Source organism: Chitinophaga parva (genome assembly GCF_003071345.1).
In the GTDB taxonomy this organism is placed as follows: Bacteria; Bacteroidota; Bacteroidia; order Chitinophagales; family Chitinophagaceae; genus Chitinophaga; species Chitinophaga parva.
Genome location: NZ_QCYK01000003.1, coordinates 951,745 through 968,680 on the forward strand (window position 1 = coordinate 951,745; position 16,936 = coordinate 968,680).

Consider the following 16,936-nt stretch of genomic DNA (forward strand, 5'->3'; position numbering starts at 1 on the left):
TGGCACAAGTACGATGAAAAATGCGGGACAATGGTTGAAAAAATAGTTAACATTCTTGTACAAATGCATGCAGCAGGCATCCTGCATTGAAATTGGAAATCAAGGGCCGGGAATTGTGTTAACTCCCTTTCTCTTCCTGCCGCACCGGCAGCAACAACTGGAACTTTGCGCCTTCCCCTTCCTTACTCTGCGCGGTGATCAGGCCATTGTGCTTGGTGATGATCTTGCGTGCCACGGCCAGGCCTATGCCCGTACCGTCATAGTCTTTCGTGTGCAGGCGCTGGAACAACGTAAAGATCTTTTCCACGTATTTTTCATCAAAGCCAATACCGTTGTCCAGAACGGTGATCAGGCACCAGGCGCCGTTCCTGGAGGCAGGCGAGTGGAAGTTCTTGCCCGATACCCGCCGGCCTGTAATGCGGATCACGGGTGGTTTTTCGGGGTGGGAAAATTTCAACGCGTTGCTGATCAGGTTCTGGAACACCTGGCGCATCTGGCCGGGAATGACTTCTATTTCCGGCAATGGATCAACCTCCACCACCGCCTGTTTTTCGACGATGGCCAGCTCCAGGTCTGAAAGTATTTCCCTGATCAGTTTATTGAGGTCCGTATGCTCATAATAATCATACACGCTGATCTTGGAGAATGCCAGCAGGTCGTCTATGAGGCGCATCATCCGGGTGCTGGAGCGGATAATACGGTCCATGTAATCCAGTGCCCTGGCGTCCAGGTGCTGCAGGTGCTTGTCCTTGAGCATGTGGCTGAACATGCTGATCTTGCGCAATGGCTCTTTCAGGTCGTGGGAGGCTACGTAAGCATAGTGTTGCAGCTCCATGTTACTTTGCTCCAGCTGGTCGTTGCTGATCTGCAAGGCCCGGGTGCGTTCCTGTACGCGGGTTTCCAGGATCTGGTTGGCTTGCTTTTGCTCGTCTATATCAATATTGGTGCACACCCACAATTGCACGTTATCCTGTTCATCCTTGCGGGCATTGGCCCGTAGCAGGAACCAGGCATAGTTGCCGTTGGCATTGCGCATGCGCAATTCGCGGGAGAAGTCTTCCTTATGCTCAAAAGCGTACTGCCAGTGCCTTTCCAGGTCTTCCACGTCATCCGGGTGTACAAAGCGGCTCCAGTCTGGCACTACCCCTTCCTGCAGGTGCAGGCCGGTGAAGTCGGTGAACTGGTGGTTGATATAAGTGAGCACGCCGGCTGGTGTGAGGGTCCACACGATGAGGGGCATGGACTCCGCGATGAAGCGTTTCTCTTCCCCGCTGGTCTGGGCTTCTTCTTCGGCGCGGGTCAGCTCGCGGGTGCGCTCCATCACTTTGGTTTCCAGCGCAGCATTGAGCTTTTTCATGTTCTCGCGGGCCACTACCAGTTCATTGTAGTTCTGGCGCAGGCGTTCCTCACTTTCCTTTTTCCCTGTAATGTCCGTATAGGTAGCCACCAGGCCATCCTCCATCTTCACCGCCACCACGGAGTACCAACGGGTGGCCCCGTTGTGGTCTACCGGCAGTTCATGTTGCAGTACTTCCCCGGTGTTTACCGTGTGAGTATATTGGGCAAACAGGTCATGGGCGCCCAGGTGGGCAAAGTGTTGCAGCATGCGCTGGTGCAGCGCATCGGCTTTGGGCTTTTGCAGCACCGCGGTGGCCGCATCATTGGCCGTGATGAGCTCCAGGTCTGTAATTTTGTGGTCCTGGCCCCGCAGCGCGCGGAAGGCCAGGATGGCGCTCTGGCTGGAGTTAAAAATACCTTTCAGTATATTATCCAGGCGCTTGATGGGCGAGATATCCACGAAGGTGATCACTACCCCATCTGTACCCTTGTCTTGCCGTACATAAGGCAGGATGCGCACCAGCATTACCTCCCCGTTTTGCAGGGTCACCTCTTTTTCCACGATCCCGCCATTGTGCAGCACTTGTTGTGCATCCTGCACCAGGCTGTCATCTTTAATATTGGTAGAGATGTGCGAGATGGGGCGGCCTATGTCAGACTCAATGAGGTTAATGAGGTGCACGGCGGCAGGGTTGAACTTGCGGATATGCATGTCTGCATCGAGGAAGAGCTGGCCTATGTTGGTGCTGAGGAAGTAATTATTCAGGTCGTCATTGAGCGCCGCCAGTTCCCGTATTTTAAGCTGGTGCTCTGTGTTGAGGGTATGCAATTCTTCATTGAGTGATTGCAGCTCTTCGTTAGAGCTTTGCAGTTCTTCATTGGCGGAGAGCAGCTCTTCATTGGAGCTTTGCAGTTCTTCGTTGGCCGCTTCATAGCCTTCCATCACGGTTTTCAGGCTTTCCCTGGTTTCGTTCAGTTCCGTTTCCAGCGCCAGGAGCTGGCGGCTACTCTCTGAATGCGTGACGTTAGAAAAATCAATGGTGCCCGTATTGTGCCCGTTCACGGCTTCACGGCCCTCCCCCAGGAGGATAAACGTATAATTGCTACCACTGGCACCACCGGGTAGCGGATCTACGACGATGCTTACCAGTTGTTCGTCATCTTCCCTGCGGATCTTTACCCGTGGCAGGGAGATCTTTTGCTGTTCTTTCCAGGCCTTGCGGATGGCGGCGTTCAGCGCTACGGAGAGGTCCGGCCCTACCATTTTTAACAGGTTCAGTTGCAGTTTTTTATCAGGCAGGGAAAGGTAACGGTTGAAGTTGCCTACCGCTTCGCGCAATTCATAATTCTGGTCTATGTAAAGGCCTGCAAAGCCGGCATCTTCTATCAGGGCGGTCTTAAAATCATCCAGGAGGTCCTGTGCAGCGCGGGTGTAACCAATAGCCGTTTGCGCAGGCCTGGCGGCCGGCAGTTTTATCAGTGTAGCCTGTGCAGGGCCCAGGGTATTTTCCTGGTGATAACCTTTGAGGGAGGCGTTTTTCCGGTAGATCTTCCACTTCGTGCTCACGTCTTCCAGCCCGGCGCGTATGCCGTCTACATTTTCACTGCTGCCCAGCATCAGGTAACCACCGGTCAGCAGGCCAAAATGCAGGGCCGACAATACTTTGTGCTGCAGGGGAATGCCCATGTAAATAAGCATGTTCCGGCAGGTGACCAGGTCGTTGCGGATGAAGGGCGGGTCGCGGAGAATATTGTGCCGCGCAAATACGATCTGCTTCCGGATGCGGGGAGTCACCGTGTACTTATTGCCGTCCTGTACAAAATATTTGGTCAGCAGGCCCGGGGGAATGTCCTTCACCTGTTCCGCCGTGTACACCCCTCTGCCGGCAGTTTCCACGGCATCTTTGTCTACATCGGTGGCAAATATTTTGACCTCGGGAGAGCGCCCGTTCTTATGCAGGTATTTATCCAGCAGCATGGCAATGGAATAGGCTTCCTCGCCGGTGCTGCAGGCGGCCACCCACACCTTTACTATTTCATGATCTGCCTTGTTGCGGACGATGGTGGGGAATACATCATTGTACAGGGCGTCAAAAGCAGCAGGGTCGCGGAAAAAGCCGGTTACGTGGATGAGAAAATCCTTGTACAGCTGCTTACATTCTTCAGGGTGGGTTCGCAGGTACTCCACGTAGGAGCTCAGGTCCTTGAACTCACCCAGGGTCATGCGGCGCACCAGGCGGCGGATGAGGGTGGGCGGTTTGTAAAACTGGAAGTCGTGCCCGCACTGTTTCAGCACCAGGGCATATACTTCTTTCAGCAGCTCGTCCCTTATTTGGGCGGTGTTGACTACATATGCAGGCAGGTCGGAAATATAGTTGTGAATTTCTTCCGGCATCTGTTCCGGTGGCAGGGTGTAGTCTGCGGAGCCAGAGCCGATCACACTGTTAGGCATGCCATTAAAACGCGCGGTGGTGGGGTCCTGTACAAACACAATGCCCCCGGCTTCTTTCACTGCCAGGGCGCCTTTGGTGCCATCTGTACCGGTGCCGGAAAGGATCACGGCAATGCCCAGCGGGCCCTGGTCTTTGGCAAGGCTGTGCAGGAAAATATCAACGGCGGTGTTAGGCACCTTTTCGCCGGTCTTCTGCGCCAGCTGCAGGCGCCCCTCCGCAATGGTCATCATCTTATTGTTCGGGATCACGTACACGCAGTCACGCTCCACCGGCATATCATGCGCGGCTTCCTTCACCTGCATGTAGGTATGCTTTGCCAGCAGTTCCACCAGCAGGCTTTTAAAATCAGACGACAAATGCTGAATGACTACAAAACTCAGGTGGCTGTTTTCCGGCATGTTGTCGAAAAAGGCATGGATAGCCTCCAGTCCCCCGGCAGAGGCGCCGATGGCCACTATGTACGTATCTTTTGTTTGTTGTTTTTTCTTCATGCCGGATGTTCTTTCCTGGTGTTGCCACCCGCTAAAAGAGTGCCGCGGATGGCGCTGCCCGGCAAATACGCTCCCGCAAAAGGATGGGGCAAACGTTACAGTAGTGCATCGCAGCCTAAAATAAATTCATGGATTGGGAACAGGGTCAAGCCCGGCATGCATGGAAGAGTACGGGAAAAAGTGTGGAATATTTGGGACGATGCAAAGCATTTAAAATGCTTTACATCGTTAAATGTTTTGCATCGCTGGCAGCAAGATGAAAAAGCTGGCTCCTTCCCCGGGGATGCCTTCTGCCAGGATAGCGCCCCGGTGGCGTTCTACGATCTTTTTGCAGATAGAAAGGCCCAGGCCCGTGCCGGGATAATCACTTTTGCCATGCAGGCGCTGGAACACTTCAAAGATGCGCTCCGCATAGGTTTGCTCGAAACCAATCCCATTATCCTTCACCTGTATGCGGTACCAGGTGTGGTGCTCATCCAGCAGGTACTTCAGCTTTTCTTCATGGGTGAGCGCCCGTGCGGAAAGATGGATATCCGGCGTTCTTTCGTGATGGCGGAATTTCAGTGCATTGCCGATGATGTTGATGAACAATTGCTCCAGCTGTATGCTGCGGCCCTGTATTTCCGGCAGGTGCGCAGCGCGGATAAGGGCGCCCGTTTCGCGGATAGGAATTTCCAGGTCGTTGAGCACGTGCTGGATGGTAGTGTTGAGGTCTACTTTTTCCAGCGGTATATCGCGGGTAGCAACGCGGGAAAGTTGCAACAGGTCGTCAATGAGGCGGCGCATATTGCCGGCGGCATTGGTCATGCGTTCTATATATTGCGCACCATCTGCGCCCAGTACGTCTTTGAACTTCACCTGCAGGCGGTCACTGAAGGTAAGTATCTTGCGGAGCGGCTCCTGCAGGTCGTGCGAGGCTACGTAGGCAAACTGTTCCAGCTCTTTATTGCTGCGGGCCAGGTCCAGCACGTACTTGTCGCGCTCCCGCTCCAGGCGTTTCATTTCCGTGATGTCACGGATAACGCCCAGCATTTTTTCTTCCCCGGTTTTTTCATCTGTGCAGTACATGCCTTTTGACACGAGGTGTTTGCGCTTGCCGTGGATGTCGATGATATCGTACTCCGCTTCATAGCCCTGTTTTTCCTTGCGGGCCCTGTCCAGTGTTTCATACAGTGCGGGTGCAAAGCTGGGGTCGGGGAAGCGCAGGAAAAATTCCGCGGAAGGTTTCTCCGGGCAGGCGGCCGCATTCTCATAGCCCAGGATGCGGTACAGGCCTTCAGACCAGATGCTTTCCCGGGTACGCGGGTCCCAGCTGAAGCTACCGAATTGCAGGAGGGTTTCCGTGGTTTGGATAAGGGCTAGCAGGTTATTTACGTCGGCTGCTTTCATGCCGTCCGCCGTTTTGGGCAGTACCTGGAAGGTCCATAATAAACCGGGGGCATCTTTTGCGTTCGGGATGAAGGAGCGTGCGCTGATCAGCAAAGGGGTAAGCGCGGGCGTTACGCCATGTATGGTGAACTGGATATTGGCTTTATCGGTGGTGGCCTGCAGGTGCTCCCGGATGGCTTGTATCGTCCATTCGCCCAGGAGGCCGGGTACCAGCAGGTTTTGTTCCATGGCTTGCTGCAGGGGCTTTCCAAAGAGGCCCACGGTCTGGTTATTGGCTGCCAGGATCCTGCCATCCAGACTAGAGATCAACGCGGCATGCGGGTATGCATTCAGCGTGGCTTGTAGCAGTGGTTCGGTAGCAAGGTGCTTCATGTACGAAGAAAGGATGAATGGGATGTGAGAAAAACGGGTAGCGGCTAGGCCCTGGGCTGGGCCTGTCCGCCATAGAACGCGGCGCCCTGCAGGGCGGTCTTATCGTTGTCGATCACGTGCAGGGGCGCGGTTTCCAGCAGTTCAAACAGGCGATCCCCATCGCGGTAGTGCTGGTAGAAAGTGGGGGATTTCAGCAGGGGCAGTATCTTGGGTGGTATGCCACCTCCCAGGAATATACCGCCGGTGGCTTTCATTTTCAGCATCAGGTTACTGGTTTCGCGGGCCAGGTATTTTACAAACAGGGTCATGGTTTGCGTGGCGATGGCAGCCTTGTTCTCCACGGCCGCAATGCTGATCACGGCTGCATCGTCCTGGGTGGTGAAAGCCTCTGCCATCCAGGTGGGCACTTCCACCTGTTCCACCTCTTTGAGATAGTTGAAAATATTGAGAATGCCCATGCCGGACACCAGGTGTTCCCAGCTCACCACCGGCACCTTGGTGCGCAGGTAGTTATGCAGAGCCACGTCCTGTGCGCTGCGGGGCGAAAAATCACTGTGGCCGCCTTCTGTGGCAAAGGGAAAATAACGTTCCCCATCATAATACAGGCCGGCTTCTCCCAGGCCGGTGCCGGGGGCAATGATGGCCATGTTGCCTTTGATGGTCACATCGCCTTTATGGAGGGTTACCAGGTCATCGCCCTGGAGGGTGGCCAGGCCGTAGGCGGTGGCTTCCAGGTCATTGATCAGGTATACATTTTTGATGCCGGTGGCTTCTGCAATGGCTGCCTCGCTGATCTCCATGGGCAGGTTGGTAATGGCGGCCTTGCCGTGCATCACCGGTCCTGCTACGCCCACGCTGATGCGGTCAGGCATGCGGTCGGGGTATTGCTCATGAAAAGCCTTGATCAGCTGACTTAAGGAATTATACTGTGCGGAGTGGTACGTGGCTTGCTGGAGCAGGGTAAGCGCGCCTCCATTCACTTCATACAGCGCCAGGTTTGTCTTGGTGCCGCCCAGGTCCCCGGCCAGCACGCAGCATGCGGGAAACGCCGGGTTGCTGTTGCGGGCAAAGGTGGGAAGATACATTGCTTGGTTGTCTGTTGCCATACTGTTGAATTAAAATTGTCCCAGGTCTTAATTCCCGCAAAGTAAGCCATGCGGCTGCTTTATCCAAATAAGTGGCGCCCGCTATGGGTATTTTTACATGGAATACACGTACTCCCACCAGCGGTTAATATGAGAGGCGGAAGGCAGTGCACCGCACGCTCCGGGGCGGGGCAGCCAGAGCACTATATCGTCCGGCGCGGCCGCCAGCAGGCGTTCTACGGGCTCCCGCCAGGGATGCAGGGCCAGGTTGTAGGTGCCCCAGTGTACGGGCAGCATCACTTTGCCGCGCAGGGCGGCGTGGGCGCGCAGGGCGTTGTCCGGGCCCATATGGATATCAGGCCAGCCATCACCATAGGCCCCTATTTCCAGGATGGTGAGGTCAAACGGGCCGTAGGTGTTGCCTATTTCTTCAAAGCCGGGCCACCAGCCGCTGTCGCCGCCAAAATACACTTTGTGATGCCGGCCGGTGATCACCCACGAGGTCCAGAGGGTGGTATTGCGGTCGCGCAGGCCACGGCCGGAAAAGTGGCGGGTGGGTAAGGCGGTAAGGGTACAGGTCTCATCCAGCACCAGGCTATCACCCCAGTTAAAGACCCGCCATTGCTCGGGGGATACGCCCCATTTGCGCAGGTGGCCTTCCACCCCCAGCGGACAGTAGAAAGTATAGCCTTTGGCCCCCAGCTTCCTGATCACTTGTTCATCCAGGTGATCGTAGTGATCGTGGGTGAGCAGCACACCGTCCAGTGGGGGCAGGTGGTCTATGCTTACCGGTATTTCAAAGAAGCGCTTAGGCCCCATGAATGAAAACGGCGATGCCCGCATGGCCCACACGGGATCTGTCAGGAAACGTTTACCGGCCACTTCGAGTAAAATGGTGGTGTGCCCCAGCCAGGTGAGGCGGATCTCGTCTTCCTTTGGATTATCGTAGGCCAGCAGGTCAAACGTGAAAGGGCCGGGTGCTTTTGCAGGTTCCCGGTCGTTTTTTACCGTCATAAATTTCCACATGGTGGACCAGAACATGCCTGGCGAGGAAACGGTGGTTGGCACCGGGTTTTCGTAGTGTGTCATGCAGTAGTGATTAGCAATGGTGTGGCGGTATCAGTGGTTGCTGAGTACTGCCAGCAGTTCGTAACTATAATCATGGCTGTCTGCCAGCTGGCTATGGCGCGGTGTCCTGAGCACTTTGACCTGCTGCAGGTGGCCCGGCACAAAGGTGAATTTCCTGATCTCCTCCGGCAATGGTTGCCAGTGTGTTTGCGCATCCGGCGGCACTTTGCTGAAGGCCACCTGGAGGCACTCCCGTTGCTGTCCTTTACGATCGGTGCAGGTGGTTTTTTGTGGATGCACCCACATGACCAGCACCCTGGGGTGCGCATCCGGCTTGCGCTGTTCATGGAGTACCAGGCCCAGGGTGCCATACCCCTTGCCAAGGTAATGCAGTGTGTGCTGCCGGCGGAGAAATACCATGGTATCCGGGCTGGCCTGCGCTACATCCACGGTTTTGAGCACCATGCTGATGGTGTCGCCATGTTGCAGCCAGGGACCGGCTTCTATGATCTCGGGAAAGTAATTGAGGTAATCAGTGCTCAGCTCCGCATCGCCGGTGGCATGGAGAGTAAGCCCTATGAGCATACCGGGACTGGATGCGGCGGGCAGTGTGTCACTGGCATAGAACATATCGCCCCCGTGCACTTCCTGCGATACAGCGGACGTGCCGCTGGTATCGGTGCCGGCGGAGCCGGTATTGGGGTGTTGATTACAGGCGGTGAGCAGGGTGGCGGCCAGGGCCCAGCGGATGGAAGCATGCATAGACAAGAAGTTTCAAGGTTCAAAGGAGGCCCTGGTGCAGGTTGCAGTAAACAGTTCCTGCACCAGGGAAATCCAATTTCCAGGTTTCAAGGGAATCCAGGCTCCAGGTAAATTCCATATTCCCCGGGGACATCACCCGCCCAATTTCCAGGCCGAAGTGTATAACATCCCGCAAAGAACGCGCCCCCTAGTTCAATGATGCATCGCTAAAAGTATCACCCTGGCGCAGGTCGCCGGTGGTGAAGCCTTTTTTGAACCAGTACATGCGCTGCGCGGAAGTGCCGTGGGTGAAGGCGTCCGGCACTACGTAACCCTGGGCTTCCTTTTGCAGGCGGTCGTCGCCCACGGCGCTGGCCGCGTTGAGGGCCGATTCAATGTCGCCGGCTTCCAGGATGGTGTCCATGCGCTCCGCATGGTTAGCCCACACGCCGGCCAGGAAATCGGCCTGCAGCTCCAGTTTTACGGACAGCTTATTGTATTCTGCTTCGCTCATGCGGCCGCGGGCGCGGTCCATTTTTGCAGAGATGCCCAGCAGGTTCTGCACGTGGTGGCCCACTTCATGGGCTATTACATAAGCCATAGCAAAGTCGCCATTCACATGGAACTTGTCGCGCATTTCATCAAAGAATTCGGTGTCCAGGTATACTTTATGATCGCCGGGGCAATAAAAAGGCCCAGTGGCTGATTCTGCCATGCCGCAGGCGCTGCTCACAGAGCCGTTGAAGAGGTGAAGCTTGGGCTCTTCGTAGGTTTTGTTCATGTTGTTGAAGATGTCGTGCCACACATCTTCCGTGCTGGCCAGCACTACGGAGGAGAAGCGCTTGTTCACATCGGAGTAGTCGGTCACCTGGTGGGTATCGTCAGGGCCGGCCTGCTGGGTGCCTTGTTGCTGCACCTGTTGCAATACGGTAGCGGGGTTTTGCTTGAAAAGCAGCGCCAGTACAATGATCACCACGGTGCCAATGCCACCGCCTATCACCATACGGCCACCGCCGCCACCACCGGAGCCTTCTTCCACGTTATCACTTGTACGCCTGTTTTGCCAACGCATAGAATGAGGATTTTTGTCATTTTGAGAGATGATGTAAAAATGAGGTTTTTCTTTGTATTTTTTTACCCCTCCCCTTCCCCATTTTCACCGGCAGGATGACTGGAAATAGCCGAAATCAAGTTGCCCCGGGCAGGGATGCAGGTTAGGTTTGCAGTATTAAATGACTGTGAGCCATGACTAAAAAGTTAAAACCCTGGCACCTCCTGGCTGTTTGGGTCCTGCAATTTGTGGTATGGAACTGGGAGTATGTGATCTGCGACGTAGTGACCAATTTCATCTGACAATGGGGTAAGCCCCTGCCGGGAGCTGGAGCGTGGACATGGACACGGCTCTGATAACGCAGGCCCCGGACCGGAAGTTGGCCCCCAAAAAACGCCGCCTCAAACATATGCAGCAAGCTTCCCTGGTATGGGCCGCTGAGAAATGGCCGGCCACAGAACTATTCCAGTTCTTCACCACCGCAGACGGGTACCTGGCCACCGGGCATATGACCGGGCTGGTAAACGCCACGCCTTTTGCATTGGAATACAAGATCAGTCTCAATCCCCATTGGGTCATAACGGCGGCGCATATACGTTCCCTGACCAATGTGCAGCAAACCATCGGCCTGCATCACAACGGGCAGGGTCAGTGGGAAGACGCAGACGGCCATCTGCTATCCCGCCTGCAGGGCTGTATGGATGTTGATATTTCCCTCACTCCTTTTACCAACACGTTGCCCATCCGCCGCCTGCACTGGCAGGAAGGCGTGCCCCAGGTCATCGACGTGGTGTACATCGATGTGCCTTCGTTCAAAGTGGAACACGTGCGCCAGCGCTATACCGCACTGCGCAAAGGCGTGTTCCTGTATGAGAACATGACGAATGATTTTAAAGCGGAACTGAATGTGGATGAACATGGCCTGGTGATCCACTACCCGGGTGTGTATGCGAGAGTGTTTGCAGAGGTGGTGAAGGATTGAGGGACGACAGCCCGGCTATTTAAAGGGCAATAGGCTCGGCGCGCGCAGTGCGGAGATGTCAAACCGCAGGTCCACTACCGTGGTAACCTCTACAAAGAAATGCGGCACGCCCGGCGGCGCACTGGGGTAGTAATTACCCGAGAAGGAAAGCGTGTTCAAAGAAAGATTTTCATTACGGACCGTGCAGGTAAGCCCCAGCCGGCTTTGCAGGTGGCTGGTAAACAAAGGATCTCTTTTATCATCCAGCTGCGACACCTGCAGGATGGTGGAAAGATTGAACTTGAAGCCATACAGCTTGAACGGTGTATACCACACCGTTTCAGACTTGAAGTTGAGGCGCTGGTAGCCATTCAGCGTGGTGCGCTTGTAACCAAAGATGCCGTTATCGTTATTGATGTTGAGCGGTTTGTAAAAGTATGGGTCCGGGCAGGTCAGGTAGTCGGCGGAGATGAACTGGCGGAAGCGGCTGCCCCGGTACGTGAAGAGGCGGCTGTAAAAGTCCATGCGGGCATGGATCACCGCGTCTTCAGAGGTGTTGCGGCCCCAGAAACTGCCAATGCCGAAAGAAGGATTGAAGAGGTCCTGGTGTTTGTTCACCCAGAAGCGGTTGCCTTCAATGGCCGTGTAGAGGCGGCGGCGCTCTATCCACGTTTCCCAGCCGGTGGTGCCTTTGACCTGGTAACCGGCGGGAATATCCTCCGTGCGGCCAAAGCCAAAGAAGTGGTGGGTTTTGAAGAAGTTCTGCTTAAATACCGAGACCTGCGCCAGGTAATAACGCCGGTTGTTGTACACGGGGTCGTCTTTAAAAGCAGGCTGCTGGGGCGTTTCCAGGAAGAAGAGGTTGTAATGCCGCAGCAGGATGGCCACGCTGGGCCGGCGGGTTTCTGTACCATTGTCGCTGAACTGCTGGCGGAAGTTGTAACCTATCCAGCCATCCAGCGTATTGTATTCATATTTGCGGAAAAGACTGTCTGCATAGCCCCATTTGTTGATGGAGTGATTAAGGCTGAAAGTAAGACCACCGGCCACCCGTGCCGTGGGGCGGTACAAGGGGCGGTTCAGGCTTACATAATAAGATCCCTCGTACACGTTGGTGTCCAGCGGCATGTAGGTATTGAGCATACTGTAGCCAATGGACCCGTCTATAAAAGTGCCCAGTATATTGTACTTGGTATACCGCACCAGGGAGCCAAACTGCGGATGGTAGCTGCTTTTCCACAAACCGCCTACATCCAGCCCCTGGCCCGCCCCCAGCAGGTCATTGTTCGTCACCACCGTGGATGCGGCCTGGGGGGAAAGCTCTTTGAGGTTGATGCTGTACTCAAATACATCTTTGGTCACCACCATCACATCGGCAGAATCTGCGTTGCTGGTGGCATTCACTACATAGATACGTGCATCCTGGATGAACGGGCGGGAACGCAGGTAACGTTCATTGTCTGCCAGCTCAAAGGGATTGATGGTATCGCCCGGCTTAAAGAAAAGCATTTGCCGCAACACCCATTCCTTCGATTCAAAGTGCAGCTGGTTGGCATAATCCACCAGTTTCATGGAGGTTTGGAAAGTGGTATCGTTAATGTTACGCGGGCCAAACACTTTCACCTTACGGAAAAACACCCGGCGGATGGTGCGGCCGGATAAGGCTTTGAACAACTGTTCACTTTTTATCAGGCTGCTATCTTCCAGCGGATCCGGTGCATTGGCGTGGGTAATGCTGGTCAGCACGGAGTCGCGGTAATGCTTTAGGCGCATGGAGTCTTTATACGCCATGAGCTTATGGAGGAAGCCCGTTTTCCTGGGAGGATTGGAAGGCACGGTGTCCTCAAAAGCAGCTGGCATGAAACACCCGCCACCATAACCCGCCCTGGCGGGCTGGGAAAAGTGTAACAGGAAGTAGGTACCAAGGAGGGTCAATAATATTTTTAGTAACCGGATCAAGCCTTATTGAAAACAAATTTTAATCAACATAAATCAATTTCAAACCGCACAAACGGGTCACATCTTAAACGTTTCAAATATTGCTGCCGGTATATCCTGGGCAAAGCATTGTTTCCAAATATAGGTGTTTCGACCTCTAAAATGATCAGTCCGGGTTAAATCTGCTACCACAGTAGAGAAAAACAATGGGCGCAACGACCACGCTGCGCCCATGGTTGTAAAGGCCCGGCCTTTTATACGGGCCAAAGTAACGAAGCTTCCCGCGTATTCCGGAGTCGTTTGCCGTTGGGCGACAAAATTTTCAACCGTAAATACATCATATACCGGTGCTATCTTTTCAATAAGCCTGAGATGAGGGAGATCAGGAAGAGTACCACGAAAATAAAGAAGAGAACACGTGCAATGCTTACGGCGCCGGCAGCAATGCCACCAAAACCAAAGATAGCGGCAATGATGGCGATGATAAAGAATATCAGTGCATAACGTAACATGGTGAGATAGTTTAATGGTTATAGATACTACCGGAAAATCAATTATCAAGCCATCCGGCCTGCAGGGCTGCATTGTGCCTCCAGGGCCATGAATGGCAGGTTTGCGCCCGTCATTCTGTAGAACAGCTTCCCCGGATAAGCCGGCCGCCCCGGTAGCAAAAACTAGCAGGATTTTGGTTGTGTTTACCGGAAAAACCCATTGCTCATGTCACAAACGTCTACTACGCAGCCGCTCCGCCCCCGGGGCAATGCCTGGGCTGAAGAAAGCGCCATCCAGAACGTGCCGCAGCAGGAACGGATCTTCTCCGCCGCTGCAGGCGCCGTATTGCTGCTCACCGGCATCCGCCACCCGTTAAAGCACCTGGTCTCCCTGGGCCTGGGCGGCTACCTGCTGTACCGGGGCGCTTCGGGCAATTGTCCGCTGACCCGCTTTTTCAAACGCAGTGCTCCGGAACAACATACCCGCGCGGTGAACATCCGCACCAGCATCGTGGTCAATAGGCACCGTGCAGAGGTATATGCATTCTGGCGCCGCCTGGAAAACCTGCCCCGCTTCATGCGCCACCTCACGGATGTGCAAAGCATTACCGATACCCATTCCGTTTGGCAGATCCATGTGCCGGGATTTGAAATAGTATGGGAAGCAGAGATCGTGAGGGAACTGCCCAATGAGCTGCTGTCCTGGCGCTCCCTCCCCGATTCCATGATCGTTACCGCCGGCAAGGTGGAGTTCCTGGACGCGCCCAATGGTGGTACAGAACTGCGCATCATGATCACCTATCGCCCCCCTGCCGGCGACGTAGGCCGCGCCGTAGCTACGATGCTCACCCCAGCCTTCCGCCACATGGTGCAGCGGGACATCCGCCAGTTTAAAGACCTGGTGGAATCAGTGAGGGAGACGGTGTAGGGGATGTAGCGGTGTTAGGTGCTAAGTCTTGGGGCTTAGTCCTAGGTCCTGGGTCTTAAGTCTCAGGGTCAAGCCTTGGGTGCCAGGTGGCGAAATAACATGCGAGGCGGGTGAAATTGGTGCACCCGCTTCGCATTTTTATATCTTTGCTTGAACCGGGGCGATACATCACCATCGCATTGCCCATACCTAAGACTAAAGACCACTATGAACAACTCCATTACCCTCCGCTTTCTTGCGGAGCCTTCAGATGTAAACTTTGGCGGTAAAGTGCACGGCGGTGCCGTGATGAAATGGATAGACCAGGCGGGATACGCCTGCGCGGTGAACTGGTGCGGTGAATACGCGGTGACCGTGTACGTGGGTGGCATCCGGTTCTTTAAGCCCATCGCCATCGGCGACCTGGTAGAGATCACGGCCACGATCATTTATACGGGTAGCAGCAGTATGCACATTGCCATCAATGTGGCGGCCGGCAACCCGCGGCAAAGAGAGATGGTGAAGACCACCCACTGTATCATTGTATTTGCAGCGGTAGATGAAAATGGTAAAACGGTGCAGGTGCCTGCCTGGAAACCTACCACAGCGGCGGAGATCAGCATGCAGGAGTATGCACGCCGCCTGATGGACCTGCGCAAAAATATAGAGGAAGAAATGAGACCTTACCTGATGGAATGAGGCCTGTTATTATGGCGTAAATGCACGGAGGGAAACCGGGTGCTAGTGGATGAACTGCATTTCACTGAGCGTTTTATAAAGCCCATCTTCCTGGGCCACCAGCCACGCATGGCTGCCCTGCTCCACTACCCTGCCCTTGTCCAGCACCACGATGTGATCTGCCTGGCGAATGGTGGCCAGCCGGTGAGCTATTACAATGGCGGTGCGGCCCTGCATCAGCTTGTCCAATGCATCCTGCACCAGTTGTTCAGAAGCCGCATCCAGCGCACTGGTAGCCTCATCCAGGATAAGGATGCGGGGATCTTTAAGCACCGCGCGGGCAATGGCAATGCGCTGGCGCTGGCCGCCGCTGAGCTGCACGCCCCGTTCTCCTACAATAGTATCCAGCCCGTCGGGGAAACGCTGGATAAATTCCCATGCATTGGCCTGGTTTGCGGCCCACATGATATCTGCTTCCGTGGCCTGGGGATCGCCATAGGCAATGTTTTCACGGATACTGCCGCCAAACAGGAATACATCCTGCGGCACCACTGCAATCTGGCCGCGCAGGGCAGATAAAGGGATATCCGCCGCATCCAGGTCATCAAACCGGATATTCCCACTAACGGGATCGTATAAACGAAGTAATAAAGATACCAGGGTACTTTTGCCCGCGCCGCTGGGGCCCACCAGGGCAATGCGCTGGTCCGCCTCCACGCGGAACGATACCTGGTCCAGTACCGGTACGTCCGGGCGGCTGGGATAATGAAAGGACACATGGTTGAAAGCAACGCCTCCCTTGAGCTGGTAAGCGGGCGGGATTGTTTTTTGATCTGCGATGGCTTCTGTAGGTACATCCAGGATGTCCAGTAAATGTTCTGTAGCGCCCATGCTTTTTTGCAGTGTAGCATAAACGTCCGCCAGGCCTGCTATAGCGCCGCCTATGAAACCGGAATAGATCACGAAGGAAAAGAGCGGCCCCGTTTGCAGGCGGTGGGCGGCAATGAGCAGCGCCCCTTTCCAGATCACCGCTACCATGGCCCCAAATATTCCCAGGATAAAGAAGGAAGAGAACATGCCACGGAAACGCCCCACGCGCATACCCGTGCGGGCGGCAGCCTGTGTTTTATCGTGATAGCGCCTTACCTCAAAAGCTTCGTTGGTAAAGGCTTTTACATTGAGAATGCCTTGCAGTGTTTCTTCCACAATCGTATTGGCTTCTGATACCTGTGTTTGCACCAGCTTTGCATTGCCCCTTATAAATTTACCGAAAACCAGCGCCAGCACAGAGATCACGGGTACAATGGACAACATGAAAAAAGTAAGTTGTGTGGAAATATGGAACAGCAGCACCAGCCCGCCGGCCACGATCACCACCTGGCGCACCAGTTCAGCAATGGTGGTGGTAAACGTTTCCTGCAGCAGGGAAATATCGGAGGAAATGCGGCTGGTCAACTCTCCCACCCGGCGGTTAGCGAAGAAAGCCATGGGCAGTCTTACCAGGTGATGGTACACGTGCTCGCGCAATGCGGCCAGTGTCTTTTCGGTGACAGCTACAAAGAGCACCGTACGCAGGAAGGAGAAGGCAGCCTGTGCCACCAGCAGCAGGATAAGGGTGAGGCCTATGGCAGTGATCTGCTGCATGATCCCGGTTTTGTCGCTGGCCACCTGCACCAGCTGGCCCAGGTATTTTGGAAAGAAAAGGCTGGCGCTGCTGGCCAGCAATAAACAAAGCATACCGGCAAAGAACTGCGGCCAGTAAGGTTTTACATAACGGTACAGCCGGAATGTTTTACGAAGGGCAGCCAGGCTGAAGCCTGGCCGGGCATGGGGAGTTTCGGAGGTTTGCATGAAGAGGTAGACGAACGAGGCGCAGGGAAATTGTATGGGAATCATTCAATGTACAACGTACCTGTTTCCCTTGTACCGGTAAATAGCAGGGCCTTTATAAAAAGACCTGCAAGCCCATTTTA

At 54.7% G+C, this 16,936-nt stretch carries 12 protein-coding genes; 3 read left to right on the plus strand and 9 right to left on the minus strand.

All coding sequences use genetic code 11. The features are described from left to right. Positions 1-118: 118 nt before the first annotated feature. The 6 genes from DCC81_RS23030 to ypfJ form a co-directional block, all read right to left on the minus strand. Entirely contained in the window at positions 119-4,282 is a 4,164-nt protein-coding gene (locus DCC81_RS23030; protein WP_108689013.1) for a chemotaxis protein CheB, read from the minus strand. A gap of 228 nt (positions 4,283-4,510) precedes the next feature. Then, complete coding sequence (locus tag DCC81_RS23035; RefSeq protein WP_108689014.1) at positions 4,511-6,043, minus strand: sensor histidine kinase; 1,533 nt, start codon at positions 6,041-6,043, stop codon at positions 4,511-4,513. Between the two features lie 44 nt (positions 6,044-6,087). Continuing rightward, positions 6,088-7,149: a glucokinase gene (glk, locus tag DCC81_RS23040; RefSeq protein ID WP_240613053.1), complete on the minus strand. Its 1,062-nt coding sequence runs from the start codon at positions 7,147-7,149 to the stop codon at positions 6,088-6,090. A 93-nt stretch (positions 7,150-7,242) separates the two neighbouring features. Beyond that, entirely contained in the window at positions 7,243-8,217 is a 975-nt protein-coding gene (locus DCC81_RS23045) for an MBL fold metallo-hydrolase (protein ID WP_108689016.1), read from the minus strand. A gap of 30 nt (positions 8,218-8,247) precedes the next feature. Further along, positions 8,248-8,958, minus strand: a complete 711-nt coding sequence (locus tag DCC81_RS23050) for a DUF4377 domain-containing protein (protein ID WP_108689017.1) — start codon at positions 8,956-8,958, stop codon at positions 8,248-8,250. 187 nt (positions 8,959-9,145) lie between these two features. Next, a complete protein-coding gene (gene ypfJ / locus DCC81_RS23055) occupies positions 9,146-10,009 on the minus strand; it encodes a KPN_02809 family neutral zinc metallopeptidase (protein WP_108689018.1) in 864 nt (287 codons plus the stop codon). Between the two features lie 388 nt (positions 10,010-10,397). On the opposite strand from ypfJ, the gene DCC81_RS23060 reads away from it, so the two are divergent. After that, a complete protein-coding gene (locus DCC81_RS23060; protein ID WP_165806706.1) occupies positions 10,398-10,970 on the plus strand; it encodes a putative glycolipid-binding domain-containing protein in 573 nt (190 codons plus the stop codon). A gap of 15 nt (positions 10,971-10,985) precedes the next feature. Here DCC81_RS23060 and DCC81_RS23065 read toward each other — a convergent pair whose 3' ends face one another. Together DCC81_RS23065 and DCC81_RS23070 are read right to left on the minus strand one after the other, a co-directional pair. After that, positions 10,986-12,908 carry a BamA/TamA family outer membrane protein gene (locus DCC81_RS23065; protein WP_165806707.1) on the minus strand — a complete coding sequence of 641 codons (1,923 nt, stop codon included), beginning with the start codon at positions 12,906-12,908 and terminating at the stop codon, positions 10,986-10,988. 329 nt (positions 12,909-13,237) lie between these two features. Further along, positions 13,238-13,399, minus strand: a complete 162-nt coding sequence (locus DCC81_RS23070) for a DUF1328 family protein (RefSeq protein ID WP_108689021.1) — start codon at positions 13,397-13,399, stop codon at positions 13,238-13,240. 205 nt (positions 13,400-13,604) lie between these two features. Between DCC81_RS23070 and DCC81_RS23075 the strand changes: the two genes are divergently transcribed. Beyond that, on the plus strand, positions 13,605-14,306 hold the full coding sequence (locus tag DCC81_RS23075) for an SRPBCC family protein (protein ID WP_108689022.1): 702 nt from the start codon (positions 13,605-13,607) through the stop codon (positions 14,304-14,306). Between the two features lie 207 nt (positions 14,307-14,513). After that, positions 14,514-14,984: an acyl-CoA thioesterase gene (locus DCC81_RS23080; protein WP_108689023.1), complete on the plus strand. Its 471-nt coding sequence runs from the start codon at positions 14,514-14,516 to the stop codon at positions 14,982-14,984. 42 nt (positions 14,985-15,026) lie between these two features. On the opposite strand, the gene DCC81_RS23085 is transcribed toward DCC81_RS23080, so the two are convergent. Next, positions 15,027-16,814: an ABC transporter ATP-binding protein gene (locus tag DCC81_RS23085; protein WP_108689024.1), complete on the minus strand. Its 1,788-nt coding sequence runs from the start codon at positions 16,812-16,814 to the stop codon at positions 15,027-15,029. Positions 16,815-16,936: the final 122 nt, after the last annotated feature.